Source organism: Pseudarthrobacter sp. rb (genome assembly GCF_056389225.1).
The window spans coordinates 37,915-64,796 of record NZ_JBWJAR010000011.1; the positions used below are offsets into that span (position 1 = coordinate 37,915).

At 66.4% G+C, this 26,882-nt stretch carries 24 protein-coding genes, 1 tRNA gene and 1 riboswitch; of the genes, 14 read left to right on the forward strand and 11 right to left on the reverse strand.

The features are described from left to right. Nucleotides 1-153 precede the first annotated feature (153 nt). From uidB to ACWRN3_RS14995, 3 genes are all read left to right on the forward strand, one after another. Nucleotides 154-1,539: a glucuronide transporter gene (gene uidB / locus ACWRN3_RS14985; RefSeq protein ID WP_476741156.1), complete on the forward strand. Its 1,386-nt coding sequence runs from the start codon at nucleotides 154-156 to the stop codon at nucleotides 1,537-1,539. Nucleotides 1,540-1,610: 71 nt separating this feature from the next. Then, nucleotides 1,611-2,840 carry a D-mannonate dehydratase ManD gene (manD, locus tag ACWRN3_RS14990; RefSeq protein ID WP_255174400.1) on the forward strand — a complete coding sequence of 410 codons (1,230 nt, stop codon included), beginning with the start codon at nucleotides 1,611-1,613 and terminating at the stop codon, nucleotides 2,838-2,840. A gap of 29 nt (nucleotides 2,841-2,869) precedes the next feature. Beyond that, nucleotides 2,870-5,149: a gluconokinase, GntK/IdnK-type gene (locus tag ACWRN3_RS14995; RefSeq protein WP_476741157.1), complete on the forward strand. Its 2,280-nt coding sequence runs from the start codon at nucleotides 2,870-2,872 to the stop codon at nucleotides 5,147-5,149. A gap of 69 nt (nucleotides 5,150-5,218) precedes the next feature. Here the strand turns inward: ACWRN3_RS14995 and ACWRN3_RS15000 are convergent, their stop codons facing one another. After that, the gene (locus tag ACWRN3_RS15000; RefSeq protein WP_476741158.1) at nucleotides 5,219-5,839 is read right to left on the reverse strand and encodes a Rho termination factor N-terminal domain-containing protein; all 621 of its coding nucleotides are present in this window, start codon (nucleotides 5,837-5,839) and stop codon (nucleotides 5,219-5,221) included. A 457-nt stretch (nucleotides 5,840-6,296) separates the two neighbouring features. Here ACWRN3_RS15000 and ACWRN3_RS15005 point away from each other — a divergent pair, with 457 nt between their 5' ends. Next, nucleotides 6,297-6,860, forward strand: a complete 564-nt coding sequence (locus tag ACWRN3_RS15005) for an SRPBCC family protein (RefSeq protein WP_476741159.1) — start codon at nucleotides 6,297-6,299, stop codon at nucleotides 6,858-6,860. A gap of 11 nt (nucleotides 6,861-6,871) precedes the next feature. Here the strand turns inward: ACWRN3_RS15005 and ACWRN3_RS15010 are convergent, their stop codons facing one another. Further along, on the reverse strand, nucleotides 6,872-7,258 hold the full coding sequence (locus ACWRN3_RS15010) for a DUF7793 family protein (protein WP_476741160.1): 387 nt from the start codon (nucleotides 7,256-7,258) through the stop codon (nucleotides 6,872-6,874). A 188-nt stretch (nucleotides 7,259-7,446) separates the two neighbouring features. On the opposite strand from ACWRN3_RS15010, the gene ACWRN3_RS15015 reads away from it, so the two are divergent. Together ACWRN3_RS15015 and ACWRN3_RS15020 are read left to right on the forward strand one after the other, a co-directional pair. Beyond that, entirely contained in the window at nucleotides 7,447-7,983 is a 537-nt protein-coding gene (locus ACWRN3_RS15015; RefSeq protein WP_324644082.1) for a GNAT family N-acetyltransferase, read from the forward strand. Nucleotides 7,984-8,161: 178 nt separating this feature from the next. Continuing rightward, nucleotides 8,162-9,196, forward strand: coding sequence for a zinc-dependent alcohol dehydrogenase family protein (locus ACWRN3_RS15020; RefSeq protein ID WP_324644083.1), 1,035 nt, complete (start codon nucleotides 8,162-8,164; stop codon nucleotides 9,194-9,196). A gap of 117 nt (nucleotides 9,197-9,313) precedes the next feature. Here ACWRN3_RS15020 and ACWRN3_RS15025 read toward each other — a convergent pair. Further along, a tRNA-Ser gene (locus ACWRN3_RS15025) sits at nucleotides 9,314-9,403 on the reverse strand. 110 nt (nucleotides 9,404-9,513) lie between these two features. Here ACWRN3_RS15025 and ACWRN3_RS15030 point away from each other — a divergent pair. The 4 genes from ACWRN3_RS15030 to ACWRN3_RS15045 all read left to right on the forward strand — a co-directional run bounded on the left by ACWRN3_RS15030 (nucleotide 9,514) and on the right by ACWRN3_RS15045 (nucleotide 13,647). Next, nucleotides 9,514-11,052: an HNH endonuclease signature motif containing protein gene (locus tag ACWRN3_RS15030; RefSeq protein ID WP_476741161.1), complete on the forward strand. Its 1,539-nt coding sequence runs from the start codon at nucleotides 9,514-9,516 to the stop codon at nucleotides 11,050-11,052. A gap of 70 nt (nucleotides 11,053-11,122) precedes the next feature. Continuing rightward, nucleotides 11,123-12,163, forward strand: a complete 1,041-nt coding sequence (locus tag ACWRN3_RS15035; RefSeq protein WP_476741162.1) for a zinc-dependent alcohol dehydrogenase — start codon at nucleotides 11,123-11,125, stop codon at nucleotides 12,161-12,163. A 3-nt stretch (nucleotides 12,164-12,166) separates the two neighbouring features. After that, nucleotides 12,167-12,562 (forward strand): 6-pyruvoyl trahydropterin synthase family protein, encoded by a 396-nt coding sequence (locus ACWRN3_RS15040; RefSeq protein ID WP_476741163.1) that lies wholly within the window; start codon nucleotides 12,167-12,169, stop codon nucleotides 12,560-12,562. A 2-nt stretch (nucleotides 12,563-12,564) separates the two neighbouring features. Then, nucleotides 12,565-13,647, forward strand: coding sequence for a glycosyltransferase family 4 protein (locus ACWRN3_RS15045; protein WP_476741164.1), 1,083 nt, complete (start codon nucleotides 12,565-12,567; stop codon nucleotides 13,645-13,647). Here ACWRN3_RS15045 and ACWRN3_RS15050 read toward each other — a convergent pair. Continuing rightward, nucleotides 13,604-14,152, reverse strand: coding sequence for a nucleoside deaminase (locus tag ACWRN3_RS15050; protein ID WP_255174410.1), 549 nt, complete (start codon nucleotides 14,150-14,152; stop codon nucleotides 13,604-13,606). The two genes, ACWRN3_RS15045 and ACWRN3_RS15050, sit on opposite strands and share 44 nt — an antisense overlap. Nucleotides 14,153-14,207: 55 nt before the next feature. On the opposite strand from ACWRN3_RS15050, the gene ACWRN3_RS15055 reads away from it, so the two are divergent. Genes ACWRN3_RS15055 through ACWRN3_RS15065 form a run of 3 tightly spaced genes read left to right on the forward strand, consistent with a single transcriptional unit; the run spans nucleotide 14,208 to nucleotide 16,144 of the window. Continuing rightward, complete coding sequence (locus ACWRN3_RS15055) at nucleotides 14,208-15,032, forward strand: phosphatase PAP2 family protein (protein ID WP_255174411.1); 825 nt, start codon at nucleotides 14,208-14,210, stop codon at nucleotides 15,030-15,032. Nucleotides 15,033-15,044: 12 nt separating this feature from the next. Then, nucleotides 15,045-15,680, forward strand: a complete 636-nt coding sequence (gene upp / locus ACWRN3_RS15060) for a uracil phosphoribosyltransferase (protein WP_141158139.1) — start codon at nucleotides 15,045-15,047, stop codon at nucleotides 15,678-15,680. A 44-nt stretch (nucleotides 15,681-15,724) separates the two neighbouring features. Beyond that, entirely contained in the window at nucleotides 15,725-16,144 is a 420-nt protein-coding gene (locus tag ACWRN3_RS15065) for a glyoxalase superfamily protein (RefSeq protein ID WP_476741165.1), read from the forward strand. Nucleotides 16,145-16,366: 222 nt separating this feature from the next. Here ACWRN3_RS15065 and ACWRN3_RS15070 read toward each other — a convergent pair whose 3' ends face one another. The 6 genes from ACWRN3_RS15070 to ACWRN3_RS15095 form a co-directional block, all read right to left on the reverse strand. Continuing rightward, nucleotides 16,367-17,062 (reverse strand): aggregation-promoting factor C-terminal-like domain-containing protein, encoded by a 696-nt coding sequence (locus ACWRN3_RS15070; protein WP_476741166.1) that lies wholly within the window; start codon nucleotides 17,060-17,062, stop codon nucleotides 16,367-16,369. Nucleotides 17,063-17,067: 5 nt separating this feature from the next. Further along, a riboswitch (cyclic di-AMP (ydaO/yuaA leader) is annotated at nucleotides 17,068-17,228 on the reverse strand. A 229-nt stretch (nucleotides 17,229-17,457) separates the two neighbouring features. Then, entirely contained in the window at nucleotides 17,458-19,584 is a 2,127-nt protein-coding gene (locus tag ACWRN3_RS15075; protein ID WP_476741167.1) for an ArnT family glycosyltransferase, read from the reverse strand. A gap of 6 nt (nucleotides 19,585-19,590) precedes the next feature. Next, nucleotides 19,591-21,690 carry a glycosyltransferase family 39 protein gene (locus ACWRN3_RS15080; RefSeq protein ID WP_476741168.1) on the reverse strand — a complete coding sequence of 700 codons (2,100 nt, stop codon included), beginning with the start codon at nucleotides 21,688-21,690 and terminating at the stop codon, nucleotides 19,591-19,593. After that, complete coding sequence (locus tag ACWRN3_RS15085; protein ID WP_324644094.1) at nucleotides 21,687-23,030, reverse strand: bifunctional glycosyltransferase family 2/GtrA family protein; 1,344 nt, start codon at nucleotides 23,028-23,030, stop codon at nucleotides 21,687-21,689. Before ACWRN3_RS15085 ends, ACWRN3_RS15080 begins: the two co-directional genes overlap by 4 nt. A 74-nt stretch (nucleotides 23,031-23,104) precedes the next feature. Next, entirely contained in the window at nucleotides 23,105-24,595 is a 1,491-nt protein-coding gene (locus ACWRN3_RS15090) for a sensor histidine kinase (protein ID WP_476741169.1), read from the reverse strand. 13 nt (nucleotides 24,596-24,608) lie between these two features. Continuing rightward, nucleotides 24,609-25,349 carry a response regulator transcription factor gene (locus tag ACWRN3_RS15095; RefSeq protein ID WP_255174417.1) on the reverse strand — a complete coding sequence of 247 codons (741 nt, stop codon included), beginning with the start codon at nucleotides 25,347-25,349 and terminating at the stop codon, nucleotides 24,609-24,611. 223 nt (nucleotides 25,350-25,572) lie between these two features. On the opposite strand from ACWRN3_RS15095, the gene ACWRN3_RS15100 reads away from it, so the two are divergent. After that, nucleotides 25,573-26,589: a hypothetical protein gene (locus ACWRN3_RS15100; protein ID WP_476741170.1), complete on the forward strand. Its 1,017-nt coding sequence runs from the start codon at nucleotides 25,573-25,575 to the stop codon at nucleotides 26,587-26,589. Nucleotides 26,590-26,628: 39 nt separating this feature from the next. Here ACWRN3_RS15100 and ACWRN3_RS15105 read toward each other — a convergent pair whose 3' ends face one another. Beyond that, complete coding sequence (locus ACWRN3_RS15105; protein WP_476741171.1) at nucleotides 26,629-26,847, reverse strand: hypothetical protein; 219 nt, start codon at nucleotides 26,845-26,847, stop codon at nucleotides 26,629-26,631. Between the last annotated feature and the right edge of the window lie 35 nt (nucleotides 26,848-26,882).

Below are 26,882 nucleotides of genomic sequence, written 5' to 3' on the forward strand. Positions count from 1 at the left end.
GGCAGTTTCCGTTTAGGGCTTTGTACACATTTTTCTGCGTTGCAGAATTTTGGCAACCGCTTGCCAAAACATTGCCAAGTGATTAGGATTACAACCAGACTTACTGAAGTTCTGCCGGCCTTTGTCCGCCGGCCTCGGGTAAAGGAGCCCAGAATGAACAAGCTGTCCAAACTCAGCATCCTTGGCTATGGCGCCGGGGATCTGGCAAACAATCTTGCGTTCACCCTTTCCACCACGTACCTCCTGCTCTACTACACGGACGTGGCAGGTATTTCAGCCGCTGCGGCCGGCACACTCTTCCTCCTGGTGCGTTTCTTCGATGCCTTTGCCGACATCTTCGCCGGCCGGATCGTAGACCGCACGTTCCACAAAAAGCTGGGCAAGTTCCGCCCCTTCATCCTCTTCGGTGGCCTTCCCCTGCTGATCATGAGTGCCCTGACCTTCTCGGTGCCCGCTGACTGGAGCCATGACGGAAAGCTTGCCTACGCGTACCTCACCTACGCAGGCCTGGGCCTGGCATATTCCATGGTCAACATCCCCTACGGCTCCCTGGCCGGTGCCATGACGCAGCAGCCGGCCGAGCGCGCCAAGCTGGGTGCTGCCCGCTCCTGCGGTTCGCTCATTGTCGGTTCGGGCCTTCTCTTCTTCATCACGCCCCTCACCAAGCAGGGCGCTGCCCAGCTGCAGCCACTGTTCACCACGCTGACTATCAGTTTCGTGGTGGCCGGCATGGCGCTCTACCTGATGACGGTGTTCACCACCAAGGAAGTGGTCCACCGCGAGGTCCCCAAAGTGACGTTCAAGCAGTCCCTGGCCACCCTCAAGGGGAACCGCCCGCTGCTGATGCTCTGCATGTCCTCACTCCTGATGCTCACTGCCAGCACGGGCCTGTCCACCATCCAGGTCTACTACCTGCGCGATGTGCTGCAGAATGTCAGCCTCGCCCAGCCCATGGCCATCATCAACGTGGTCCTTGCCGTCATCGTCATCGTCCTCACGCCGGCCATGGTCCGCCGTTGGGGCAAGAAGGCCCTGTACCTGGCAGCCGGCACCCTGGTGGTCATTGGCTCCCTGATAATCATGCTCACCCCGCATTCACTGACCTACCTCGCCTTCACCGGCCTCGTCGTCAGCCTCCTGGGCGTCCAGATGATGAACATCGTTGTGTGGGCCCTCGAAGCGGACACCGTGGAATACGGCGAAGCACGTACCGGGGTCCGGACCGAAGGCATCATCTACTCCCTCTTCTCGTTCACCCGAAAGATGGGGCAGGCGCTGGGCGGTGCAGTGATGGCGTACGCCATCGCCAGCGCGGGATACATCCGCTCCGACACGGGCCAAAGTGAGGCAACCATCCAGGGCCTGCAGCTTGCCGCCGGACTGGTGCCGCTGGTTCTCTGCGTCCTGGGCATGGCCATCATGCGCTTCTACAAGCTCACCGATACGGCACACGCGGAAATCGTTGCGGAGATCAAGGCCCGCCAGGCTGTCTCTGCGTCAACAGGCAGCAGGACGGCCATCCACAGCAACCACCGCTGAGCTCCAACAAACACTGAAGCTCCCCCCGCTCCACCACCCCGGCAACCCGCCCGTCTTCGAAAGGACCAGCAGTGAAAATCATTGCCGCCGACGTCTTCGTGACCAGCCCGTCGCGCAACTTTGTTACCCTCCGGATCACCACCGAGGACGGTGTGACCGGCATTGGTGACGCCACCCTCAACGGCCGCGAGCTCGCGGTCGCCGCGTATCTGAAGGAGCACGTCGCACAGCTGCTGATCGGGAAGGACCCGCACCGGATCGAGGACACCTGGCAGTTCCTGTACCGGTCCTCGTACTGGCGGCGGGGCCCGGTGACCATGGCGGCCATCGCTGCGGTGGACATGGCGCTGTGGGACATCAAGGGCAAACTCGCCGGGATGCCGGTGTACCAGCTGCTCGGTGGTGCGTCGCGGAACGGGTTGCGGGCGTACGGGCATGCTTCGGGGGCGGATATTGAGTCGTTGTTTGATTCGGTCCGGGAGCATTTGGAGCTGGGGTACAAGTCGATCCGGATCCAGACCGCCGTCCCCGGCATCAAGGCTGTTTACGGTGTGGCGGCGCAGGCGCAGGCGTCGGGGGAGCGGTATGACTATGAGCCGGCCGGGCGGGGTGCGTTTCCGGTGGAGGAGGACTGGGATACCCGGGCGTACCTGCGGCACCTGCCCACCGTGTTCGAGGCGGTCCGGAACGAGTTCGGTCCGGAGATCCCGTTGCTGCATGACGGGCACCACCGGATGACGCCGATCCAGGCCGCGAAGCTGGGCAAGGCGTTGGAGCCGTATGACTTGTTCTGGTTGGAGGACTGCACCCCGGCGGAGAACCAGGAGGGTCTGCGCCTGGTCCGGCAGCACACCACCACGCCGTTGGCGATTGGGGAGATCTTCAATACCGTGTGGGATTACCAGACGCTGATCAAGGAACAGTTGATCGATTACGTCCGGGCAGCGTCCACGCATTTTGGCGGGATTTCCCCGTTGAAGAAGGTGATGGACTTCGCCGCGCAGTACCAGATCAAGTCCGGCTTCCACGGGCCGACGGACATTTCCCCGGTGGGGTTCGCGGCGCAGCTGCACGTGGGGTTGGCGATCCATAACTACGGGATCCAGGAGTACATGCAGCACTCGGATAAGACCAACGAGGTCTTCGAGCAGTCCATGACTTTCGTGGACGGCTATCTGCACCCGGGCGACAAGCCCGGGATCGGCGTCGAATTCAACGAGGAAGCCGCCGCAGCCTACCCGTACCAGCAGGCCTACCTGCCCTACAACCGCCTCGTCGACGGCACGGTGCATGACTGGTGAGCACGGCCACGACTGGTGAGGCACCAACAATGAGAAAGCACCGCATCATCGTTATGGGTGTTTCCGGCTGCGGCAAGACCACCATCGGCGACCTTGTGGCCCGCGAACTGGGTGTCCCGTTCCTGGACGGCGACTCCCTCCACCCTGTGGAGAACGTGGCCAAGATGGCAGCCGGCACCCCGCTGACGGACGAGGACCGCTGGCCCTGGCTCGCAACCGTGGGTGCGGAGTTGGCCAAGGCGGGCGAGGGCGGACTGGTCCTGGCCTGCTCGGCCCTGCGCCGCAGCTACCGGGATGCCATCAGGGCACAGGCTCCGGACACGGTCTTCCTGCATCTGAACGGCAGCAAGGAGGTCCTCGCGCAGCGCCTTGAAGGCAGGTCGGGCCACTTCATGCCCACCACGCTGCTGGACTCCCAGCTCGCCACTCTGGAACCGCTGCAGGAGGACGAAGCCGGCGTGGTGGTGGACATCGCCGCGCCCGTCCCGGACGTGGTGGCCCAGGCACTCAAGGGGATTGCCGCCGTCGTACGTCCTGCCAACGGTGCCCATGGCACCGCGCCGGGCCGGTTCGACGTCGACCTGGCGGCTGCCCCGTTCAATCTCGACGGCGACGCCATCGCCTGGGTGGAAGGCACCCTGGGTGCCATGACGCTCGAGGAGAAGATCGGGCAGCTCTTCATCAACCACAACAACGACTACTCACCCGGGTATCTGGACGGCGTGCTGGAAAATTACCATGTCGGCGGCATGCGGTACCGCCCGGGTCCCTCGATAGCCGTGCAGGAACACATCCGCTACGCACAGTCCAAAACCCGGATTCCCTTACTGATTGCATCCAACCCGGAGATGGGCGGAGCCGGCAGTTGCGACGACGGCACCTTCGTGTCCACGCACCTGCAGGCAGGCTCGCACCCGGACAAGGCCATCGCCCGGCAGATGGGGCAGGTGGCAGGAGTCGAAACGGCGGCCCTGGGATGCAACTGGGCGTTCGCGCCGATCGTGGACATCCACTACAACTGGCGGAACACCGTCATCTCCACGCGCTCATTCGGGAACACTCCGGAAATCGTGGTGGAGCGCGCCAAGGAATACTTCGACGGCATCAGTGAATCGCCCACGGCCTGCGCCATGAAGCACTTCCCAGGCGACGGAATTGACGAGCGCGACCAGCACGTCGTGACGTCCTACAACACCCTCCCTTATGAGGAGTGGAACCGGACGTACGGCCACGTGTACCGGGAGATGATCGCGCACGGCGTGCAGTCCATCATGGTGGGCCACATCGGGGCCCCGGAGGTTTCCCGGCATTTCCGGCCAGGCCTCTCTGACGCTGAGATCCTTCCCGCCACGTTGTCCCCGGAACTGCTGCAGGACCTGCTGCGCGGCGAACTCGGCTTCAACGGATTGGTGCTCACCGATGCGTCACAGATGGTGGGACTCACTCAGGCGCGGAAGCGCAGGGACCTGGTTCCGGCCACGATCGCTGCCGGCTGCGACATGTTCCTGTTCTTCCGCAACCCGGCCGAGGACTTCCAGTACATGCTGGAAGGCTACAAGTCCGGGATCATCACGGAGCAGCGGCTCCACGATGCGCTGCGGCGGATCCTTGGGCTGAAGGCGTCGCTGGGACTGCACCTGAAGCCCGCTGACCAACTGGTACCGCCTACGGAGGCGCTTGCGGTTATTGGATCCGCTGAGCACCGTTCCGTGGCTGCCGGGATTGCGGACAAGACCGTGACGCTGGTCAAGGACACTGCTGGCAACCTGCCCATCACCCCGCAGACGCATCCCCGGATCCGTTTGTACGGCATTTCCGGCGGCTCCGACTTCACCCGTGCCGATCCGCTGGCTTACCTGGAGGTGGTGAAGGAGGAACTCGAAGCGGCGGGTTTCGAAGTGCACCTGTTCCGCACCGCTGAGCAGCGTGAGGCGGCGGGGGAGATCGGGGTGAACTTCATGTCCATCATTTCGGAGGAAGCCACGGGGGACTACGCGGAGAAGTACGACGCTGCGTTTGTCTTCGCCAACGTCAAAGGCTTCGCGCAGGAGGCAGCCATCCGGATCAAGTGGTCCTCGCCGATGGCGGCGGAAATCCCGTGGTATGTCACGGAAGTTCCCACGGTGTTTGTCTCCCTGAACCAGCCGAACCACCTGATCGACGTGCCCATGGTCAAGACGGCGATCCACGCCCATGCGGGCACCCGGGAAGCCATCCGGGCAGCCGTGGAAAAGATCCAGGGCAAATCGGAGTTCCAGGGCACGTTCAACGACAACGTGTTCTGCGGGTCCTTCGACACCCGGCTTTAGGAACCAACTGAAAGAGGCGTTACCGCAGCAGCGGTAGCGCCTCTTTCATGCGTCAGGCCCGGGTGCCCGCTAGGCGTCTTCACGCTCCGGGTTCTCCAGCCGGAAGAAGTTGGACTGTCTCCCATCTGACCGCTGTTCCTGGTAGATGAAGTTGAGCCCACGGTCGTCAAACGTCTTGAACCACTCCTCCCAGCTGACTTCGCGAAGGTTCGCGTCCTTCTCCCTGAAGTCGATGCGCAGGACGCCCAGGTGGTCCCCGTGTTCCGTGCCGTCAACTGTCGCCGGAACGCCGCCGCGTTCTTCCGCCCACTGCCTGATGACCTCATGGTGTGTGGTCGCGAGGCTGCGTCCTTCGCGCTCGGGCTCCTCCTCGGTGGACGTAATTTCCTGCGAGTACTTCAACGACTTGGACGAGTCGTCGCCATGACGGATCCTGCCGCCGTCGGGGCCGGCTCCCAGGTCTTCCGCGTCGTCTGCCCCGGAGCGGCTGTTGTGGCCTTGGCCGTTATCCGCGTCTCCCTGCCGGGCCTGGGCCACCTCTTTCACCAGTTCTTCCTTGCGCATGCCCGAAGCGCCGGCGATGTGCTCCTTCTTGGCATCCTGGCGGAGTTCGTCCACCTTCTTGTTGCGCAGTTCGGTCTCACTCACATCAGGCGTATTCGGTGTCTGGTTACCCGGCTTGTCACTCATGGCATGTCCTCCTTTTGCGGAACTGTTGTGCAGGATCGAGAAATAATAAGGCTACTTACTTTCTAGCGCGTGCGGGACGGGACCGTCAAGCACTGGGTGCGGGTCAGCCGTGGACTGTGGGCTGAGGGGCCGGTACGGGGGGCTTTGGACTCTGGGTCCCGGGGAAGCCTGCCCATACGCTCCTTGCATCCAAATCCGGAGGAGCGATGCCATGACCAGCCTGACGCCGGGTTTCCTGGCTACCGTAAAAACGTCACAGCGGGGGAACCGGGCAAGTGCTGGTTTCCGCTCGGCTGGCTCGCGCTCGGCTGGCTCGCGCTCTGGTGGTTTGCGCCCTGGTGGTTTGCGCCCTTGGTTGCCGGCGGTTTTCGGCATTGCCGCCGCGGCCGGGTTCATTACGCATGGCCTCATGCCCCGGGCCTTGGGCACCTGGGGAGCGACGGAGCCGGAAAGATCGATGCCCCTTCCCGGCGACGAACTGATTCCCGCTCCGGCTGAAGTGCAGACCATGGCGGTCACCGTCCATGCCCCGCGGGAGGAAGTCTGGCCGTGGCTCCTGCAGATGGGGGTGGACCGTGCGGGCCTGTATTCCTACACCTGGGTGGAGAACGGGCTGCTCCATTTGGGCGTCACCAATGCGGACCGCATCCACCCCGAGTGGCAGGACCTCCAGGTGGGAGACATTATTGCCTTCATGCCGGAAGGTTATCCGGGCGGACGCAGTGGGCCGCGTGTGGTGGATATCGAGAGCTGCCGCCATCTGGTCCTGGACTTGAGCCCTGGTGCGCCGCCGGGGACGGTCACCGGGACCTGGCAGTTTGTCCTGCAGGATGCCGGTGGTGCGGGGACCAGGCTGCTGCTCCGCACCCGGTCCGGCCCCGGACGGCCGTGGGGTCTTCGCCTGATGGATTTCGTCCTTCGGCCGGGCTACCTCGTCATGGATCGTGCCATGCTGCTGGGGATCAAAAGACGCGCCGGCAGGGACGCACAAAGGAAGCCGCCGCCGTCGGCGCAGCAGTGACAGCTACGCTCTCAGCGCTCAGTGCGAAGCGCCTTGCCCGGCGTGCCGGCCCGGTTGCCCTGCTCCGAAAGCCAAAGCAGGGCATCGGGGGCGTTGGTGAAATATGCCGTGGGAGTCAGGGACCGCCGGGAAAACGCCGCCACGACCTTGCCCATCGGGCCATCCCCAATGAGGGCGACGGCGGAGAACCCCCGGTAGGCATTCATGCCGGCCCTGGCCTCGGGCGTCAATCCCGCAACCCCCGCGAGGTCAACAAGAAGAGGCAGGATCCGGCCGCCGCTGAGGCCTTCCAGGACCCGCGCCGCCCGTACGGCAATGTCATAGGTTATGAGGACTTCCGGGCTCCACTGCAAACGCAGCACGCCATTGTCGAAAGAGGCAGTAAAGAATTCGTTCATTCCCGTCCTGGATTCTCATTGAGGACTTGTATTCCAGAGCTTGGACTAATTCAGGCCCATTCTGCCTGATGGTGACGACAATAGGTGCAGCGGCAGCCAGGGACTCATTGCTGGCCAGGGCAAAGTGCCGGTCCGGGACAAACGGTGGGCCCCGGCTGCGCGCTTTTCCGGCTGTGTAGCCTGAAGCAGTGGACCTCTCATGTGAACTCGCTGACGGCATTATTCTCCGTCCCGTACAGGCTGCCGACGCAGGGCCGCTGGCTGAGGCGCTCCAGACCAACCGTTCCCACCTTGCCCCGTGGGAACCGGCCAGGGCGGAGGAGTTCTACACCGTCGAAGGCCAGCGCGAGGTGATCAGGAGAAGGCAGACTGACCTTGAATCAGGCGCAGCGCTTTCCATGGTGCTGACTGGCGGGGACGGCATTCTGGGACTCCTGACGCTCAGCTCGATCGTCCGGGGCGCATTCCAAAACGCCCACGTCGGCTACTGGATCGCCCAGTCTGTCCAGGGCCGGGGGCTGATGACAGCAGCGGTGGCCGCGGCCGTCGGCATCGCGAAAGATGGACTCGGACTCCACCGCCTCGAAGCAGCCACCCTGGTGCGCAATGCGGCATCGCAGAGGGTGCTCGAGAAGAATGGTTTTGAGGCCTACGGCACGGCGCGCGCCTACCTTCGGATCGCCGGCCAGTGGCAGGATCACCGCATCTACCAGCGGCTTCTCTAACCGCCGCGCCGTTTGGACGCGCGGTTTGGAACAGGCCCGACGACGGTCCCAGGCATTACGCAGCGGCCCGGGCACCCTCTTGGGAAGGTTTTTCAGCGCATCGGCGCCACGTGGGAAGATGTCTCGGCCGGAGCCGCTCAAGCATGTGCGCGGCATAACGTCGATATGTGGAGGTCATATGCGCGCGATTGTCTTGGATCAGATAGCAGGCCCGCTCGCCGTCCGGGAGGTTGGAGAGCCTGAGGTGCCGATGGGCGGCGTCGTCATCAGCGTCGTTGCCACGGGGCTCTGCCGCAGCGACTGGCATGCCTGGGCCGGACATGACGACATAGCGCTGCCGCACGTCCCGGGCCACGAGTTCGCCGGAGTCGTTGCCAGTGTCGGTCCGGGAGTGACGAAGTGGACGGCCGGCGACCGGGTTACCGCACCATTCGTCGAGGGCTGCGGCACCTGCCAGTGGTGCCTCGGCGGCAACGCGCAGGTTTGCCCGGAGCAGCAACAGCCTGGCTTCACCCACTGGGGTTCGTTTGCCGGGCAGGTCGTGATCCATGCGGCGGACACCAATCTCGTGGCCATTCCCGAGGGCGTCAGCTTCGAGGCAGCCGCCAGTCTGGGATGCCGGTTCGCCACTGCCTACCGTGCGCTGACCGGCCGGGCGGACCTTAATGCCGATGAATGGGTTACCGTCATCGGGGCAGGCGGCGTGGGGCTCAGCACCGTCATGATCGCCAAGGCACTCGGCGGCAAAGTGATCGCTGTTGACCGGAACCCGGCCGCCCTTGAGGTGGCTGCGCGCCTCGGCGCAGACCACGTCCTGGTTGCAGACGGTTCAGACATTCCGGCGCAGGTGCAGGCCCTCACGGGAGGGAGCCATGTCTCCGTCGACGCCGTCGGCAGCGAGCAGACGTGCGCCGACGCACTCTTGAGCCTGCGCCGCCGGGGCCGGCACGTCCAGATCGGTCTCCTGCCGCCGGTGGAAGGCCACCCCCGTGTGCCCATGGCGCGGGTGATTGCGTGGGAACTGGACGTCTTTGGAAGCCACGGGATGGCCGCGGCGGACTACCCCGGAATGCTCGCCTTGATTGAGTCGGGAGCGCTCGAACCGCAGAAGTTGATCGAACGCGTGATTGGTCTGGAGGAGGCTGCCGAAATGCTGCCCCGGCTTGATACCGCCAATGTTGCGGGCATGACGATGATCGATCCCACCCGCTGAGGCTTTCGTTGCCAACAGGTGGGTAGTCCACATCCTGGCGTCACTTGGAGGCACCTTTTCCCCGGGATGAAGAAAGGCCCTGCTTCCCTTTTGCAAGGGAAGCAGGGCCTTTCTACATGGCGGTGACGGTGGGATTTGAACCCACGTTGGCTTTTACACCAAACAACATTTCGAGTGTTGCACCTTCGGCCGCTCGGACACGTCACCAACCTCAATAGGGTACCGGAGCAAGGCCTGCATCCCCAAAACGTGCGTAAGCCAAGCCAGTGCTTCGGCGGCCGGTATTGATTGTCAGACCCCCTTGTCATGATGGGTTTATGGGGAAATCGGCGGTGGTGAAGGCGTTTGGGGAGATCCGTGCTGCCCTTGCTGTGCTGAATGCAGAGGTTGATGCCGTGGTGGAGGGGGCCGGTGCGGTGCCTTTTTCTGCGGCGGACCCGTTGGCTGGTTTGGCGGATGGTTGCCTGGAGATTTTGGCCGGGTCCCGTGACGTGGAGGCCCGGATCGCAGGTTTGAAGGCGAAGGCCGCCGTTGGGTATGCGGAGAGCGCCGCGGCTGTTGCGGGCCCGGATGTTCCGGTGCAGGCGCAGGAGATGGCGGCCGCGGCGGAAATCGGGTGCGTTTTGGCGCTGGGGCCGCGGGCGGCGGGTTCGTTCCTGGCCACCTCGCACGCTGTCACGGCGACGTTGCCGCGGACGTTGGAGGCTTTGCAGGCCGGGGTGATCTCCTGGCAGCACGCGGTGGTGATGGCCGATGAGACAGCGTGTTTGGATGCCGCGGGGGCGGCGGCGTTGGAAGCCCATTTCCTGGACCCGGACGCACCGGACCCGGCGCGGGGGTGCCCGGTGGGGCAGCTTCCGGCGCACCGGTTCAAGGCTAAGGCCCGCACCTGGCGGGAACGCCACCAGGCCGGGTCCATCGAACAACGCCACGCCAAAGGGGTGGTGGACCGGCGGGTGGAGTTCCGGCCGGACCAGGACGGGATGGCCTGGCTGTCCGCCTACTTGCCCGCGGACCAGGCCCAGGCCGGGTGGAACCGGCTCACCGCGTCCGCCCGGGCCCTGCAGGGACCCGATGAATGCCGCACCATGACCCAACTGCGTGCGGACACCTTCGCCAACGCGATCCTCACCAACGGCACACCAAACGACAGCGACACCCGCGGCAGTGACAGCACCAGCGGCAGCTCCAGCGACGGTGCGGGTGCGATCCGGGTGCAGTCGCCGATCCGGGCGCAGGTGCTGGTCACGGTCCCGGTGTTCTCCCTGATGGGCCTGACGGATGAGGCGGCGATGCTGGATGGGTACGGTCCCATCCCGCCGTCAATGGCCCGGGAACTGGTGGCCTCCGGTGCGGGGTCGTTCTACCGGGTGCTGGTGGACCCGCGGGATGGGGCACCATTGGAAATCGGCCGGACAAGCTACAGGGTCACCGGGGTCATGCGGGCGTGGTTGCGGATGCGGGACGGGAAGTGCCCGTTCCCGGGGTGCAGCAACAATTCCTTGGACAACGATGCCGACCACATCCTCGCCTGGGCCAAGGGCGGTACCACCGGAATCAGCAACCTGGGACAGCCCTGCCCGAAACACCACAAACTCCGCCACACCACGGCCTGGAAACCCACACCCGCCACCAAGAACGAACCACCCGGCTGGACCTCACCCACCGGCCGCCACTACCAAAGCGAACACCAAGACTGGGACCCACCACGCTGGCCTTCGGGATTCCTGCAAGGTGAAAGGTGCATGCCAGGTGGGCAAATCATGCCGGGCGAAGAGCTGGTGCCTGGAGAGCTGAGCCTTGCCAAACAGCGCAGCATCCTTGAAGAAGCGCTCCGCCAACACCTTGTCTCTTGAAACAATGAACCCCGCCACGCGCCGTCGGACTTTCCCCGTCCCTGCGCGTCCGGTTAGATTCATCAGCAAGATGACAAATTCACAGACTCCGATCCACGCAACCGCATACTGGACCACTGCCAAGGAGCACGGCGAGCTCAGAACCGAGGACGTGCGGGCCCCGGGGCCCGGTGAAGCGCTGGTCCGTGCCCTCTACTCCGGCATCAGCAAGGGCACCGAAATGGTGGTCCACGCCGGGGCAGTGCCGCCGCGGGTCGCGGAGGAAATGCGGGCCCCGCACCAGGAAGGCCAGTTCCCCGGGCCGGTGAAATTCGGCTACCTGTCTGTCGGCATCGTGGAGGAAGGGCCCGAGGGGTGGAAAGGCCAGCGCGTCTTTTGCCTGAACCCGCACCAGGACCTCTACGTGGTTCCGGTGGAGTCCTTGACCAGGATTCCCGACGACGTCCCCTCCCGGCGTGCGGTCCTTACCGGAACGGTGGAAACAGCAGTCAACGCCCTGTGGGAAGCCGGGCCGCGGCTGGGGGACAGGGTTGCGGTCGTGGGTGCAGGCCTGGTGGGCGGCATGGTGGCCACGCTCCTGCGCACTTTCCCGCTGCAACGCCTTCAGCTGGTGGACCTCGATCCCGGCAGGAAGCGGCTCGCGGACACCCTGGGCGTGGACTTCGCACACCCCGACGACGCCCTGGCCGACTGCGACATCGTGTTCCATTGCTCGGCCTCGCAGGAAGGCCTCGAACGCAGCCTGCAGTTGGTCGGCGATGACGGCGACGTCATCGAGATGTCCTGGTACGCCAACCGGGAAGTCACTGTCCCGCTGGGGGAGGACTTCCACGCACGGCGGCTGTCCATCAGGGCCAGCCAGGTAGGCATGGTGGCGCGTGCGCGGCGCCACCGCCGCACCAATGCGGACCGCCTGGACCTGGCAGTGTCGCTGCTGAAGGATCCCGTCTTCGACGCATTCCTGACCGGCTCTTCCAAGTTCGAGGACCTGCCCGGCGTCGTCCAAAGCCTGGCCGACGGCACCCTTGAAGCCCTGTGCCACGTCGTCGAGTACCCCGCCACCAACCAAGCACCCACCCCAGCCGCCCACGACTCCGAAAACTTGAGGTAACCCATGTTCAGCCTGACAGTCCGCCGCCACTTCATGATCGCCCACAGTCTTCCCCGTGAAGGGTTCGGCCCGGCCCAGGGACTCCACGGGGCAACCTTCGTCGCCGAGGTGACCTTCCGTCGTCGTGCCCTGAACGATGACGCGATCGTCCTGGACATCGGCGCCGCCGGAACCATCATCGAGGAAGTGCTGGCCGGCCTGAACTACCGCAACCTCGACGAGCACCCGGATTTCGAAGGCAAGCTCACCACCACGGAAGCGCTCGCCCAGTACATCGCCCAGGAAGTGGCCGCCAGGATCAAGGACAGCGACGACGGCCGCGAACTCGCAGGCCTCGACGTCACGCTGCGCGAGAATCCGGACGCGTGGGCCGCCTATTCCCTGGACCTCACCGCCTGACCGTGCGCCACATCCGGCTGCTGGTCCCCGGCAACATCCGCCACAGCTCAGGCGGCAACGTCTACAACGCCCGCCTGGTTGAAGGGCTGCGGGAACTTGGCGCCGCGGTGGACGTGATCAGCGTTGAGGGGGACTGGCCGCAAGCCGGCGCCAGGGAACAACGCCGGCTGGGCGCCTTCCTCGAAACAAGCGAACCTGTGGCGGGTCCCGGGCGGCCAGTGGCGATCGTTGACGGGCTGGTGGCCGTTGGTGCCCCGGCTGAACTGGAAGCCGCGGCCAGGACGGGACAGGAAACATGGGTGCTGGTGCATATGCCGGTGCCGGAAAGTTCAGGCGCATCAGCCCTTGCAGACGAGGCCAGGGCCCTCAGGGCAGCAGCGGGTGTGATCTGCACCAGCACCTGGGCGGCGTCTGTCCTGATCGAAAGAGGGCTTCCGCAGGCACACGTCGCCCTGCCCGGAGTCGACCCCGCAGCCCAAGCCGGCGGTTCCACGCCTCCGCACCTGGCAGTGGTCGCCGCCTTGCTGCCCAATAAGGACCAGATGCTGGCTGTGGAAGCACTCGCCCTGGTCCAGGACCTTCCTTGGACCGCGTCCCTGGTGGGCTCGGACCAGGCAGACCCCAACTACGCGCGGGAAGTCCGGGCTGCCATCACGGAGAACGCGCTGCAGGAACGGGTGCGGTGCACCGGTGAGCTCGCCGGCGAAGCGCTGGAAGCTGAATGGGCGCGGACGGATCTCAGCCTCCTGGTGTCCCGGCAGGAGGCGTTCGGCATGGCCGTCACCGAGTCCCTGGCCCACGGCATCCCGGTCCTGGTCCGTGAAGGGACAGGGGCGGTTGAGGCGCTGGGGCTGGCGGGATTAACAGCGGCCGACGGCGGACCCCGGCTTCCCGGGGCAGCTCTGCCACTTCCGGAAGGTGGTCAGGAGAGCCCAGGCCTGCTGGCCGGCGTCCTGCGCCACTGGCTTCAGGACCCGGACACCAGGGAAAGCTGGCGCGCGGCAGCGCTGGAGGCGCGGACACGCCTTCCGGACTGGAGTACTACGGCAAGGGGAGTGCTGGCCCTGCTGGCGGAACAGGACTAGAGGCTGCTCCGCGGTGCCCGGCGAAAAACCCGCGCAGCAACAAGGCGCACTCATCCTCGCGGACTCCCGGGTACACCTCAACCCAGTGGTTGAGCCGGCGTTCGCGGAGGACGTCGAACACCGAGCCTGCGGCGCCGGCCTTCTCGTCCCAGGCCCCGAACACCACCCGCGGGATCCGGGCCAGGACAATTGCTCCGGCACACATCGCGCAGGGTTCCAGCGTGACCACCAGCGTGCAGTCGGACAACCGCCAGCCGTCGCCGCGGCCGCCGTCGAGCCGTGCCCGTTCCTGCAGCCGCCCCGCCGCTTCGCGGATAGCCACCACCTCGGCATGGGCCGTAGGATCGCCCAGTTCCTCCCGCTGGTTCCGGCCGGAACCCAGCACCCCGCCGTCGGGCCCTATCACCACGGCGCCGATGGGAACATCCTCCGTGGCGAGTGCCCTGCGTGCTTCCGCCAGGGCAAGGCCCATCCAGGCATCATATTTCTTTTCGGGCAACGGCATGGCTCAATGATAGTTTCGGGGATACTCAGGTTACTTACGGATGCCGGGAGGCACCATGGACACTCTTCGGGATCGGCTAGGTCTCTGGTTCAAACCTTACGCGGCGCTCGTCCTCACCATCCTTGTGGGCGGCGTCATCATCGTGTCCCTGGCATTGCTGGGCGCCGAGGTGTACGACAACGTGGTGGATTCTGCCGGCCTGGCCAACCTGGACAAGCCGGCCCTGGCCCTGGCCGAGAGCCTGCGCAGCCCCGGACTTGATGCGTTCGTTACCGGCTTCACCAACATCGGCGGCGGCATCGGCATGCCCATCCTTGCCAGCATCCTCACCGCCTGGCTGACGTTCCTCAGCCGGAACTGGCGACCGCTCGTCCTGATCGGCGGTGCGGCGGGGGTCTCCATCATGGCCACCACCTTTGGCAAGAAACTGGTGGGCCGCACCCGCCCGGACCATGCGGACGCGGTGCCCCCTTACGAGGATTCACCGTCCTTCCCAAGCGGCCACACCCTAAATACCACCGTGGTGATCAGCCTGGTGGCCTACCTCATCTGCCTCCAGTTCAACACCATGCTGGTACGGGTCACCGCCATCACGGCCGGCGCGCTCTTCATCATCGCCATGGGGCTGAGCCGCGTCTTCCTTGGCCACCACTGGCTGACGGACGTCATGGCCGGGTGGCTGCTGGGCCTCACCTGGGTGGGCGTGGTGATCCTGGCGCACAGGCTGTTCCACCTGGTCCGCAGGCGGGAGCACGCCGGTGCGGCTCCGTCGTTCGACCGTCCGATCGTCCGGGATGTGGTGGCCGAGGAAGTGCACCACCACGGCGACGGCGGCAAGGAGCATGCCCGCGGCAGCCACAACAAGGACACCGCCGGATGATAGTTTTGGGGGATGCGTACTCTCGTTGTTGACCACCCCCTGGTCGCCCACAAGCTCACCGTCCTGCGGGACAAGAACACGCCGTCGCCGGTCTTCCGCCAGCTGACGGAAGAGCTGGTGACCTTGCTGGCCTACGAAGCCACGCGGGAGGTCCGCACGGAGCCCGTCACCATCGAGACGCCTGTCAGCACCACCATCGGCACGGCGTTCACCAAGCCCACCCCGCTGGTGGTCCCCATCCTGCGCGCGGGGCTGGGCATGCTGGAGGGCATGACCAAGCTGGTTCCCACCGCCGAGGTGGGCTTCCTGGGCATGGCCCGGGACGAGGAGACGCTGGACATCATCACCTACGCGGAGCGCCTGCCGGAGGACCTGACCGGCCGCCAGGTGTTCGTCCTGGATCCCATGCTGGCCACCGGCGGCACGTTGCGCGAGGCCATCAAGTTCCTGTTCAAGCGGGGCGCGTCGGACGTCACCTGCATCTGCCTGCTGGCCGCTCCCGAAGGCCTGGCCAAGCTGGAGGAGGAACTGGGCGACGCAAACGTGCACATCGTCCTGGCCTCCATCGACGAGAAACTCAACGAGAAGTCCTACATTGTTCCCGGCCTGGGCGATGCAGGCGACCGCCTGTACGGCATCGCAGGGTAGTTTTCACCCTTTTTTGAAGCCGTCCCCGCCGCTAGCCTGTGCGGATGGACTGGAAACTCGAACTTGTCTATGTCCCCGTGTCCGACGTTGACCGGGCCAAGGATTTCTACGTCAACAAGGTGGGCTTCAACGCCGACTACGACGAGCGGCCTTCGGACGACATCCGCTTTTTGCAGTTGACCCCGCCCGGGTCGGCCTGCTCCATCTGCATGGGCGAGGGGCTCCTGGACGCCCCACCCGGCACGGGAACCACGCTACAGATGGTGGTGGACGACATCCAGGCAGCGCACGACCACCTGAGGAACAACGGTGTGGACGTCAGTGACATCGAGGTGCTGCCGTGGGGCCACTTTGTCTACTTCGCCGATCCGGACGGAAACAAGTGGTCCGTCCAATACATCCCGTGGCGGAACGCTGGGACGGACGCAACCCCAAGCACCGCAACCCCAAGCACCGCACCATGAGGCACTGCAGCTGAAGCACCCTGAGGTTAAGGCACTCTTGGTTAGAGCACCACGGCCCGCATCCCTATGGATGCGGGCCGTAAATGACGCTGCAATTCCCTGCTGTGGCCCTGCCCAAGGCGTACGACGGCGGGGAGCCGGCACGCGCCGTCGGCCGCGGTCAATGCAGGGAAGGCTCCGCGGAAGGTGGTCCTTCGGCGCGAAGCCGCAGGGGAGCGGTGGCTAGTACCAGTTGTGCGCCAGGTGGAAGTTGAGCGCACCGCACGGGGAGGCATAGCTGAGCTTGATGTAGTTCAGGCCCCAGTTGATCTGCGTGCGGTAATTGGTGAGGTAGTCGGCGCCGGAGCTGGCCATCTTCTCAGCAGGGAGGGACTGGACGATTCCGTACGCACCGCTGCTGGGATTGGTGGCCGTAGTGGTCCAGTCCGATTCCTTGGTCCACAGCGTTTGGAGGCACTGCATCTGGTCCGGACCCCATCCGTACGTGGCCAACTGGCTGGCGGCGTAGGCCTGGGCGCCGGCGGGGTCGTTGATTGCGACGGCGGGTGCCGGCTCCGGAGCCGGGGCGGGCTCGGGTGCAGGTGCAGGTGCAGGCGCCGGCGCGACCGGCGCGGGAGCGGGCTCCGCCGCCTGTGGTGCCACTGCGATTGCAGCGGGAGCGGGGCTCGCCGCCGGGTTGGAACGGATCTCACTCTTCTCGATGCTCATCTGGGCATCGGACGCTGCCTGGGTTGCCTGGGTTGATGACACCGGGGCCATGCTGCTGGTGGCCTGGCCGGCTGCGCCGACCCCAACCAGCACCGCGCAGGATGCTGCGAGGATTCCGGCCCGGCGGCCCAGGGTGGTTTTCTTTGCCTGCTGCGTGGCCTTATGTTTAGCCTTGGCATGCAGGCGTGCTTCTGCCGTGTTTTTGAACATGATTGATCGCCTCTCACACCTGCGGAGTTAGCTGTCGGGTTCGGATGAGGGCATCCGGCCGTACGGAAAATCACGTACTGGCTTAACCCCAAGGGCGTTCATTGCCCGGGACGGTGGGTCCCCCGCCTCTGCCGTTGCTCAATCGGAAATCCGGGGAAGCGGCAGAGCTTGGCGTCAACCCGGGATATGCGGCCCGAACGGGGACCGCACCCAATCGACGGTACAGGAAGATCAAGTGAAAGTCACATTTAGGTAACGGAAGTCACGGGCGGCAGCGCGTCGGGTTGCCCGGCTGCGACGGGGAGTATCCGGGTGGGGACCTGCCCGGCCGGGCATCATGCAGCCCCGGCACTCGCGTGCCAAGCCATCATGCAGCCCGGGACGGGGCGTCCTCGTCAGTGGCCGGTCAGTTCGTAAACCGTAGTGCCGCCAATGCTCTGCGACGTGAAATTGGCTGCCACCCACTCCGCGATCCGGCTGGCAGCGTCGGAACCGCTGTTGGAGCGCATGGCTCCGCCGCCGATGAAGTAATGGATCTCTCCCAGGTCTACCAGGTCCTGGAACTGCGCCAACGTGGGGGAGGGGTCGGTACCGTTGAAGCCGCCCACCGCCATGACCGGCAGCTCCGTTGCCAGTTGGTAACCTGCGGCGTTGTTGGAGCCCACCACGGCCGCGGCCCAGGTGTAACTCGAGGCGCTGCTCTTGAGCGCGGCGACCAGATCAGCCGACGGCGTGGGCGCACGCAGGAGGCCGCCCGCGCCACCCCCGCGGCCGCCGGCGAAGCCCGTGCCGCCCTGGGCATTCGGCTGCCGGAAGCCCTGCCCCGTATTGCCCTGTGCCGTACTGCCCGGGTTTGTGTTGCCCCGCCCCGCAATACCTGTAGGGCCGGTGCTGTTCGCGCCGGAGCCGTTCCGGCTGTTCCGGACGCCGGCGGGGGCACCGCCTGGCCCTGCGCCGAATCCGGAAATGGGGCCGGCACTGACAATTGCCCCACTGTGCGCTGTGGACGCGGTGGAGATGGAGAAGGCCAGCGGCCCGGCGAGCGTTGCAGCGATGGCCAGCGCCGCCGTCGTCCGCTGCACCGAACGCATGCCCAGGAACTGGCTGAAGCCCGCGCCTGCTGCCCCGGCCAGCCCGCCTGCAAGGACCACCCACCGCAGCCACGGACCGTAGGCCGAGGTGGTGCCCAGCAGGAAGAACGCCGTCAGGGCTGCCGCGGCCACTGCAGCCGCGAGCCCGATTGCGGCGGCCGCCTGCTGCCTGCGCTGCCACAGCAGACCTGCACCCAGGCCGGTCAGCCCGGCGATGCCCGGCGCCAGCGCCACCGCGTAGTAGGGGTGGATGATGCCTGCCATGAAGCTGAACACCAGGCCGGTCACCAGCACCCAGGAGCCCCAGACCAGCACGGACGCCCGCACCGGATCCGTCCGCGATGCACGCCGGCCGACCCACAGCAGGCCGGCCGCAAGGATCAGGGCGGAGGGCAGCAGCCAGGCGATCTGGCCACCGAACTCATTGTTGAACATCCGGAACAGGCCGGGAACGCCCCAGCCGTTGCCGCCACCCACGCTGCCCGTTTCGTCGCCCGTCAGCCGGCCCAGTCCGTTGTAGCCAAGGGTCAGCTCCAGGATGGAGTTGTCCTGCGAACCGCCAATGTAGGGCCGCATGTTGGCCGGCGTCAGCTGCACGGCCACGAGCCACCAGCCCGCGGAAACCACCATCGCCGCCCCCGCCGCGGCCAGCCGCAGCACGCGCCGGCCCAGCCTGCCCGGCCCCGCAACCGTGTAGGCCACGGCAAAACCGGGAACCACCAGCAGGACCTGCAGCTGCTTGGCCAGGAATCCAAAGCCCAGGAACACCCCGGCCAGCAGGAGCCAGCGCAGCCGGTCCTCCTGGACCGCGCGGAGTACCGCGTACGCGGCCGCCGTCATGAGCAGCACCAGCAGGGCATCCGGGTTGTTGAACCGGAACATCAGTGTGGCAACCGGGGTGAGGGCCAACACCGCGGCCCCCAGCAAACCCGCCCGGTGGGCGGTGGTGGCATCTCCGGTGGCGTGCGCCGCGGTCCGGCGCACGGACAGGTAGAGCAGCCAGACGGCGGCAACGCCCATCAGCGCTTGCGGAACCAGGATGCTCCACGGGTTCAGCCCAAAGAGCCGGACCGACAACCCCATGACCCACAGGGAGGCCGGCGGCTTGTCCACGGTGATGGAGTTGGCGGCGTCAGAGGAACCGAAGAACCAGGCAGTCCAGTCCTGTGAGCCGGCCTGGGCGGCAGCGGAGTAGAAGGCGTTGGCCCAGCCGGACGCCCCGAGGTTCCAGAGGTACAGAACCGCCGCGCCCGCCAGCAGCGCTGCCAGTTCCAGGTGCCGCCGGCGGGCCAGGGGATCCCGATGCCGGCTGGCGGGCCGGGTCCCCTGGGCCGTGGCGGCCCCGCCCCCTCCCGACGCACGGGGCAGGAGGGGGCGCGTGAACCCGGTTGTTGGGCTTGAAGGCATGGAGCTGGGGTAGTGGCTGGCCATGGCGGGCTACTTGGTCAGGTCGTAGAGAGTGGAATTGCCCACGGTCTGGGCCTGGAAGTTGGCCTGCACCCAGGCGGCCACCTCCGAGTTGCCGCCCCGGCCGCCCATGCCGCCGCCCTGGATGTAATATCCGATCTCACCCTTGGATACCATGTCCTGGAACTGGGCGAGCGTGGGGTACGGATCCCCGCCGTTCCACCCGCCGAGCGCGATGACGTTGGTGTTCGTGGCAAGTTCCAAGCTGGCTGCCTGGCTGGCGCCGGAGACGATCGCGGACCACTTCGTGGTGGTGGAGGAGAGCAACGCGGTCACTGCGGCGTCGGCCGTTCCCTCACCGGGCCCGCCCGCTCCGCCGGGACCACCGGCCCCGTCGGCTGCGCCGCCCATTCCGTCTGCGGGATCAAACCCGTTAGTGGGGTCAAACCTGTCGGTTCCGGTGGCGGCGTCCGTGCCGCCGCTGCGGTCGCCGCGGAAACCAGCTGCCCGGTTCCCAAAGCCCCCTGCCGCCGAACCTGCGGGCCCCGACGTCGGAATGGAACCCGAATGGGCGGACGCCGCGGTGGCGACGGTCCAGGCACCCGCCCCGACTCCTCCGGCCAGGAGGGATACGACGACGACGGCGGCAGCGCCCGCGCGCCGGAACCGTCCGGCCGTGCCAAGGCCGTCAACGCGGAGCAGGAGGCCCGCGGCTGCAAGGACGCCAAGGACGATGACGACGATGCGCAGCCAGGGGAGCCAGGACGCGTCGCGGCCCAGGAGGACCGCCGACCAGATGGAGGTGCCCAGGACGGTTGCGGCCAGGACAATCCTGGCCGGCCAGGAGGCCCGGCCGCGCCAGAGCTCCACCGCGCCGGTTCCCACCAATGCCGCGATCGCCGGTGCCAGCGCCACAGAGTAGTACGGGTGGACAATGCCGCTCATGAAACTGAACACACCCGCGGTGACCAGGAGCCAGCCGCCCCACAGGATCAGCGACGCGCGGCCCATCGAAGTGCGGGCTTCCCGCCGGGTGAACCAGAGGCCGGCAGCCAGCAGGACGAGGGCGGCGGGCAGCAGCCATGACACTTCGCCGCCAAAGCTCGTCCCGAACATCCGCAGCAGGCCAGCAGCCCCGCCGAATCCGCTGTTGCCGCCGCCGAAACCGCCGCCGGGACCGCCGGCCGCACCGCCCGCTCCGCCGCCGGGCATGCCTTCACCCGAGCCGGTGATGCGGGCCAGGCCGTTGTAGCCGAAGGTCAGCTCCAGGAAGCTGTTGGTGGTGGAGCCGGCCATGTACGGGCGGGCCGAAGCCGGTGTCAGCTGGAAGAGGGCGATGTAGCTGCCGGCCACCACGATGATGCCTCCCAGTGCGCCCATGAGGTGCGCCAGCCGGCGACCGATCGAGGTGGGGGCTGCCCACAGGTAGGCCAGTCCCAGCGCCGGAACGACCAGGAAGCCCTGCAGCATCTTGGTGAGGAAAGCCAGGCCGATCACGGCTCCAGCCGCAACAAGCCACTTCCAGCCCGCCCGTTCGGTGGCCCGGATGGTGAAGTATGCCGCCAGCACCAGGCACAGGGTGAGCATGGCGTCGGGGTTGTTGAACTTGAACATGAGCGCAGCCACTGGCGTCAGCGCCAGCGCGGCGCCGGCCAGCAGGCCTGCGGCCGGTCCTGAGACCCTCTTGACCGCCAGGTAGAGGACGCCGACGGCGGCCGCGCCCATGAGTGCCTCGGGCACCAGCATGCTGAGAGACGAGAATCCGAAAATGCGGCCCGCCAGGGCTGGAATCCACAGTGCCGCCGGGGGCTTGTCAACCGTGATGGCGTTTCCGGCGTCGAGCGATCCGAAGAGGAACGCGGTCCAGTCCTTGGTACCCGCCTGGATGGCCGCGGCGTAGAACGAGTTCCCGTAGCCGGTGGCGGCAAGGTTCCACAGGTACAGGACCGCCGTGGCCACCAGGAGCGCGGCGGCCGAGGGGCGCACCCAGCGCGGCTGGCTGCCGAAGGCGAAGCGCGCCCAGCGCGGGGCGGGTTGTGAAGCTCCCGCGGCAGAGGCCGGGCCGCCGGCGTTTGCGGGCCGCGGTGTGGCAGTTGAGCCGGTGCCTGCCGGTGAGATGGTGGAGGTCATGGTGCACCCGTTTCTGTGGAGGTGGTGGCGTGGGTTGTCTTGTTGGTGCCGGCTCCCCGGAAGACCCAGAGCCGGAACAGCAGGAACCGCACTGCCGTGGCAGCCAGGTTCGCCGCCACCACGGTGAGGACTTCCATCCACCGGTCGGGCGTCGTGGTCCGGTGGACCAGGGCGAGCGCCCCGGAGGTGAGCACCAGGCCGATGCCGAACACGATCAGCCCCTCAAAATGGTGCCGGACCGGGTTTCCGCCCTGGATCCCGAACGTGAAGCGCCGGTTGGCCCCGGTATTGGCCACGGCCGTGACCAGCAGGGCAAGGAAGTTGGCCAGCTGCGGATCCATGAAGCCCCGGCAGAACAGGAAGATCAGCAGGTAGGCCAGCGTTGAGGCGGCGCCGATGGCGGCGAACCGGACCAGCTGGCCGAACAGGCTGCTGCCGCGGGTCTGTTCGCCAGCCCGGGACGACGCCGGGAGCGGGCCCCTGGCAAGGGCGGCGCGCAGTTCCGGAACCGGGATGCGCCCGTAGACCAGGTCGCGGGTGAGCCGGGCCATTCCACGGACGTCGGCCAGCGCTGTGCGGACCACGTCCACACTGGAGTCGGGATCGTCGACCCAGTCCACGGGAACTTCGTGGACGCGCAGGCCGCAGCGCTCAGCCAGGACCAGGAGCTCGGTGTCGAAGAACCAGGAATTGTCAACGGTGTAGGGGAGGATCTGCTGCGCGACGTCGGCACGGATTGCTTTGAATCCGCACTGGGCGTCACTGAACCGGGCAGCCATCAGCGAGTGGAGCATCAGGTTGTAGCTGCGCGAGATGAACTCCCGCTTGGGTCCGCGGACAACCCGGGAGTTGCGGGTCAGCCGGGTGCCGATTGCGAGGTCGGAGTGCCCGGAAATCAGGGGTGCCAGCAACGGGGGCAGGGCTGCCAGGTCGGTGGAAAGGTCCACGTCCATGTAGGCCAGGACCGGCGACGGGGACGCGAGCCATACCTTGCGCAGCGCGTTCCCGCGACCCTTCTCATCGAGGTGTACCACGGCGACCTCCGGGAACTCGCGGGCCAGCCGTTCGGCGATCTTCAGGGTGCCGTCCGTGCTTGCGTTGTCCGCCACGGTGATCCGGAAGCTGTGCGGGAAGGTGTCGCGCAGGTGTCCGTGGAGCCTGCGGAGGCATTCCTCAAGGTCGCGCTCCTCGTTGAAGACGGGGATGGTGACATCAAGGACGGGGACTGCGGTGCGGGTGTCCACGGGCGCGCGCCGTACGGCACGTCCCGGGGAGGGAAGGCCCGGCGGCGCCACCGCGGCGTCCTGCAGGGTTCCTGAAGTGTGGTCGGTGAGCGTCATGCATCAAGAGTGGCGCTGCCTGATTTGAAGGCTTTAGGCACAACCTGTGACGCGGCTGTGTAAGTCGTGGCGCTTCAGGGCTGCGCGGGTCCGGCCGCCGGAAGCCGGACCGCGAACTCGGTCCTGCCCGGCCGTGATACCAGTTCCACGGTGCCGCCGTGGGCCATGACAATCGATTCGACGATGGACAGCCCGAGGCCCGAAGAACCCTCGGAGCCGGAGCCTTCCGAGCCGGAACGGGCGGCGTCGGCCCGGGTGAAGCGCGAGAAAATACTGCCCTGGAATTCGGCCGGGATGCCGGGCCCGTCGTCGGTAACCGTAACCACCACGCTGCCGTCGGCCGAGCGCATCACGCCGGTGGTCACGGTTGTGCCGGCCGGGGTGTGCTTCCGGGCGTTGGAGAGCAGGTTGGCCAGCACCTGGTGGAGCTGGGTGGTGTCCCCGCGGACCGTGACGGGTTCGTCGGGCAACTGCAGCTGCCACGTGTGGTCCGGGGCCATGACCTTTTCGTCGCTGACGGTTTCCACCACCAGTTGGGTCAGGTCCACGTCGGTGGCTTCGGTTGCCTTGCCCTCGTCCAGCCGTGCCAGCAGCAACAGGTCCTCCACCAGCGCTGTCATGCGCTCCGACTGGCTTTGAACACGGCCCAGCGACTTCTGGCCGTCCTCGGTCAAGGGTTCAGTCATGCGCATCAGCTCGGTGTACCCGCGGATAGCGGTCAGCGGTGTTCGAAGTTCATGGGACGCGTCGGCAACAAACTGGCGCACCTTCGTCTCGCTCCGCTGGCGTGCCTCCAGCGCACTGGAGACGTTGTCCAGCATCAGGTTCAGGGCGTGGCCCACGCTGCCCACCTCGGTGGTGGGATGCGCCGCAGAGGGCGGCACCCGGACAGCGAGCGCAACCTCACCGGCGTCCAGGGGGAGCTTGGACACTTTGGTGGCGACGTCGGACAACTGTTCCAGCGGCCGCATGGTCCGGCGGATCAGGGCAGTGCCGGCCAACCCGATCAGGACCAGGCCGCCCAGCGAAACCAGCACCATCGTCAGGACCAGCGAGGCCTCGGTGCTTTGTTTCGTTGCCAGTGGCAGGCCGGTGATCACCACATCGCCGTACGGGGTTTCGGTTGCCATCAGCCGGTAGTCGCCGTTGGACAGCTCGCGGTCCACCGGCATGCCGTCGTGGGGGAGCGCCTGCAGGGTGGCCGCGTCCCGTGCGGTCAGGGCTGTGCGGGTGGCGTCCGAGGAGAGGAAGCCGGCTTCCCGGCTGACCTGTCCGCCCACCACCCTTGCATTCAGCGTTCCCACGCTTTGTCCGCGTGCGTCGAGGGGGTCGGGACGGCCGGAGGGGTTGCCTTCCGGCGGCCGGCCGCGGGATGCCAGCTTCAGCTGGGCGTCCAGCTGGTTGGTGAGGACCACATCCATGGAGGCATAGCTGACCACGCCGATCGCACTGGAAATTGCCACCAGGAGGGCCATGGAGAGCAGGATCAAGCGGGTGCGGAGGTGCCAGGTTGAGGGGTTGAACCAGGAGCGGCCGGCAGGCCGGGGGACACCGGAAAGAGACACGCGTTTCCTTCGGCTAGTCTGCGGGCTTGATGACGTAGCCCGCGCCGCGCACGGTATGGATCATCGGCGGATGGTTCGCTTCGATCTTCTTGCGCAGGTAGGAGATGTACAGTTCCACGATGTTTGCCTGGCCACCGAAATCGTAATCCCACACGTGGTCAAGGATCTGGGCTTTGCTGACCACGCGTTTTGGGTTTTCCATCAGGTAGCGGAGGAGTTCGAACTGTGTGGCCGTCAGCTGGACGTCGTCCCCGGCGCGGGTGACTTCCCGGGTGTCCACGTTGAGCACCAGGTCGCCCACCACCAGCTCGGCGGTATCCATGGCAGCCACCCCGGAACGCTGGACCAGGCGGTGCAGGCGGAGCAGGACTTCCTCCATGCTGAAGGGCTTGGTGACATAGTCGTCCCCGCCGGCGGCCAGCCCCGCGATGCGGTCCTGGACGTCGTCCTTGGCCGTCAGGAAAAGCGCGGGCACCTCCGGCGCGAAGGCGCGGATCCTGCCCAGCAGCTCCACGCCGTCGAACCCTGGCAGCATGACATCGAGCACCAGGACGTCCGGGTGGAAGTCCTTGGCGAGCTTCACGGCAGTGGGCCCGTCGCCGGCCACGGCTACGGACCAGCCTGCCATGCGCAGGCCCATGCTCATCAGTTCCGACAGGCTGGGCTCGTCATCCACCACCAGGGCGCGGATCGGGGAACCGTCCGGGTGGGTGAGCTGGGGAAGGTTGTTGGTCATGGGGTGCGGGGATGCCATGGGACAACTCTCCGATCTGTCGGTTTGCCGATGCTTTGACGTTGCTGTGTTCCGGCTGCGAGCTCCAGCCTAGCCACCTGTGACCCCCGTGAGGGGGCGGCCTGGCTGTTGCCCTGGCAGGTCACAGGCAGGCTTGGTCCGCCGCACAGCCCCTGCACAGCAAAGCGGCACAGCCTGTTGGGACAACAGCACCACCAACAGCTACGACTTCTTGGAGAAAACCATGGAACAGCACGACAACGCCTACCCCGGGGCATCAGGCCACAACCGTCAGGCGAACCCGTCCGCAGAAGGCCGAAAGCAACAGGGCCAGCCGGCCCCGGTGTGGGAAGGCACGGCAGATGATGCCGGCCGCGACGGTGCCGCGCAGGGATGGAATGCCCAGGCAGGCCATCCCGGCCCGGGCCAGGAGCCGGCAGGACGGGAGCAGGCGTCGCGGGACCAGCCGCAGCAGGAGCAGCCTGCCCAGGGCTGGGGCGCCCCCGTTCCGGGTTCGCCTTCTGCGGGGTGGGGTACGACGACGGCGCAGGGCCAGGTGCCCGGCTCCGGCATGGGATGGGGCGCACCCCAGCAGTACGCACCCACTGATTCGACCCGGGGAGGGAAAGGGAACTGGACCGCGAAGAAGGGCCTCCTGGTGGGTGGCGTTGCGGTGGTGGTGGCCGCGGCAGCCGGTGCCGGCGCCTACGCTGCCGGAAACGGGAGCGGAACGGCTTCAGCGACCAATGGCCAGGGCGCGGGTGCCATGGGCCAGGTCGGCCCCGGGAGCCAGAGCGGCGTTACCGGTCCGGACGGCCAAAGCGGCATGGGTGGCGGCATGGCAGGTGGCATGGACGGCGGCATGTCAATGGACGGCGGGCCTGGCGGTCTGGGGATGGGGTCGGCAGGGCTCAACGCAGCCGTCCACTCCGAATACGTGGTCCTCCAGGGCTCCAGCTACGTCACCATGGCGGGGCAGGCAGGCACCGTCACGGAAATCTCCGGCACGTCCATGACCGTCAAGAGTGAGGACGGATTTTCCCGGACCTACGCCGTGGGCTCCGACGTCGAGGTGACGCAGGGGATGCGGCAGCGAGGCGGAGGTTCCACCGGCACCACACTCAGCTTCTCCAATGTGACCTCCGGCGCCAGCGTCCGCGTGACCGCCCTAAAGGACGCGGAAACCTACACTGCCGAGACCATCCAACTGGCTGCAGCCACCACCGCAAGCACCCCCAACCAGGGAAGCAGCAGTAACTGAGGGCATCCCTAACGATGTTTGGACCGTCCTGCCTCCGGCTCAGCGGCGTTCGCGGGCAAAAAAATCTGCTGGGGCAGGACGCCGGTTGGACACGCCGCAGAGGTGGGGGGCCGATTCCACGTCAAACGGTTGAATTTCGGACACATTCGGCAATGTGCCAAACTGGCGAAGATTCTTCTGCAGAGGGCCGAATTTCGGCGTTTTGCCGATTCGAGCGCCCCAAATCATCCCCGCTTCCGAAATAGTGACATGCAGCACAATTCCTGGATTTGTCTCACGATGCGGACGATTCG

What these genes read in the sequence shown, in the direction of transcription:
- uidB (WP_476741156.1), top strand. Translation starts at nt 154, where the DNA reads ATGAACAAGCTGTCCAAACTCAGCATCCTTGGCTATGGCGCCGGGGAT.
- ACWRN3_RS14995 (WP_476741157.1), top strand. Translation starts at nt 2,870, where the DNA reads ATGAGAAAGCACCGCATCATCGTTATGGGTGTTTCCGGCTGCGGCAAG.
- ACWRN3_RS15000 (WP_476741158.1), bottom strand. Translation starts at nt 5,839, where the DNA reads ATGAGTGACAAGCCGGGTAACCAGACACCGAATACGCCTGATGTGAGT.
- ACWRN3_RS15005 (WP_476741159.1), top strand. Translation starts at nt 6,297, where the DNA reads ATGCCCCTTCCCGGCGACGAACTGATTCCCGCTCCGGCTGAAGTGCAG.
- ACWRN3_RS15010 (WP_476741160.1), bottom strand. Translation starts at nt 7,258, where the DNA reads ATGAACGAATTCTTTACTGCCTCTTTCGACAATGGCGTGCTGCGTTTG.
- ACWRN3_RS15020 (WP_324644083.1), top strand. Translation starts at nt 8,162, where the DNA reads ATGCGCGCGATTGTCTTGGATCAGATAGCAGGCCCGCTCGCCGTCCGG.
- ACWRN3_RS15030 (WP_476741161.1), top strand. Translation starts at nt 9,514, where the DNA reads ATGGGGAAATCGGCGGTGGTGAAGGCGTTTGGGGAGATCCGTGCTGCC.
- ACWRN3_RS15035 (WP_476741162.1), top strand. Translation starts at nt 11,123, where the DNA reads ATGACAAATTCACAGACTCCGATCCACGCAACCGCATACTGGACCACT.
- ACWRN3_RS15040 (WP_476741163.1), top strand. Translation starts at nt 12,167, where the DNA reads ATGTTCAGCCTGACAGTCCGCCGCCACTTCATGATCGCCCACAGTCTT.
- ACWRN3_RS15050 (WP_255174410.1), bottom strand. Translation starts at nt 14,152, where the DNA reads ATGCCGTTGCCCGAAAAGAAATATGATGCCTGGATGGGCCTTGCCCTG.
- ACWRN3_RS15055 (WP_255174411.1), top strand. Translation starts at nt 14,208, where the DNA reads ATGGACACTCTTCGGGATCGGCTAGGTCTCTGGTTCAAACCTTACGCG.
- upp (WP_141158139.1), top strand. Translation starts at nt 15,045, where the DNA reads ATGCGTACTCTCGTTGTTGACCACCCCCTGGTCGCCCACAAGCTCACC.
- ACWRN3_RS15065 (WP_476741165.1), top strand. Translation starts at nt 15,725, where the DNA reads ATGGACTGGAAACTCGAACTTGTCTATGTCCCCGTGTCCGACGTTGAC.
- ACWRN3_RS15070 (WP_476741166.1), bottom strand. Translation starts at nt 17,062, where the DNA reads ATGTTCAAAAACACGGCAGAAGCACGCCTGCATGCCAAGGCTAAACAT.
- ACWRN3_RS15075 (WP_476741167.1), bottom strand. Translation starts at nt 19,584, where the DNA reads ATGGCCAGCCACTACCCCAGCTCCATGCCTTCAAGCCCAACAACCGGG.
- ACWRN3_RS15080 (WP_476741168.1), bottom strand. Translation starts at nt 21,690, where the DNA reads ATGACCTCCACCATCTCACCGGCAGGCACCGGCTCAACTGCCACACCG.
- ACWRN3_RS15085 (WP_324644094.1), bottom strand. Translation starts at nt 23,030, where the DNA reads ATGACGCTCACCGACCACACTTCAGGAACCCTGCAGGACGCCGCGGTG.
- ACWRN3_RS15095 (WP_255174417.1), bottom strand. Translation starts at nt 25,349, where the DNA reads ATGGCATCCCCGCACCCCATGACCAACAACCTTCCCCAGCTCACCCAC.
- ACWRN3_RS15100 (WP_476741170.1), top strand. Translation starts at nt 25,573, where the DNA reads ATGGAACAGCACGACAACGCCTACCCCGGGGCATCAGGCCACAACCGT.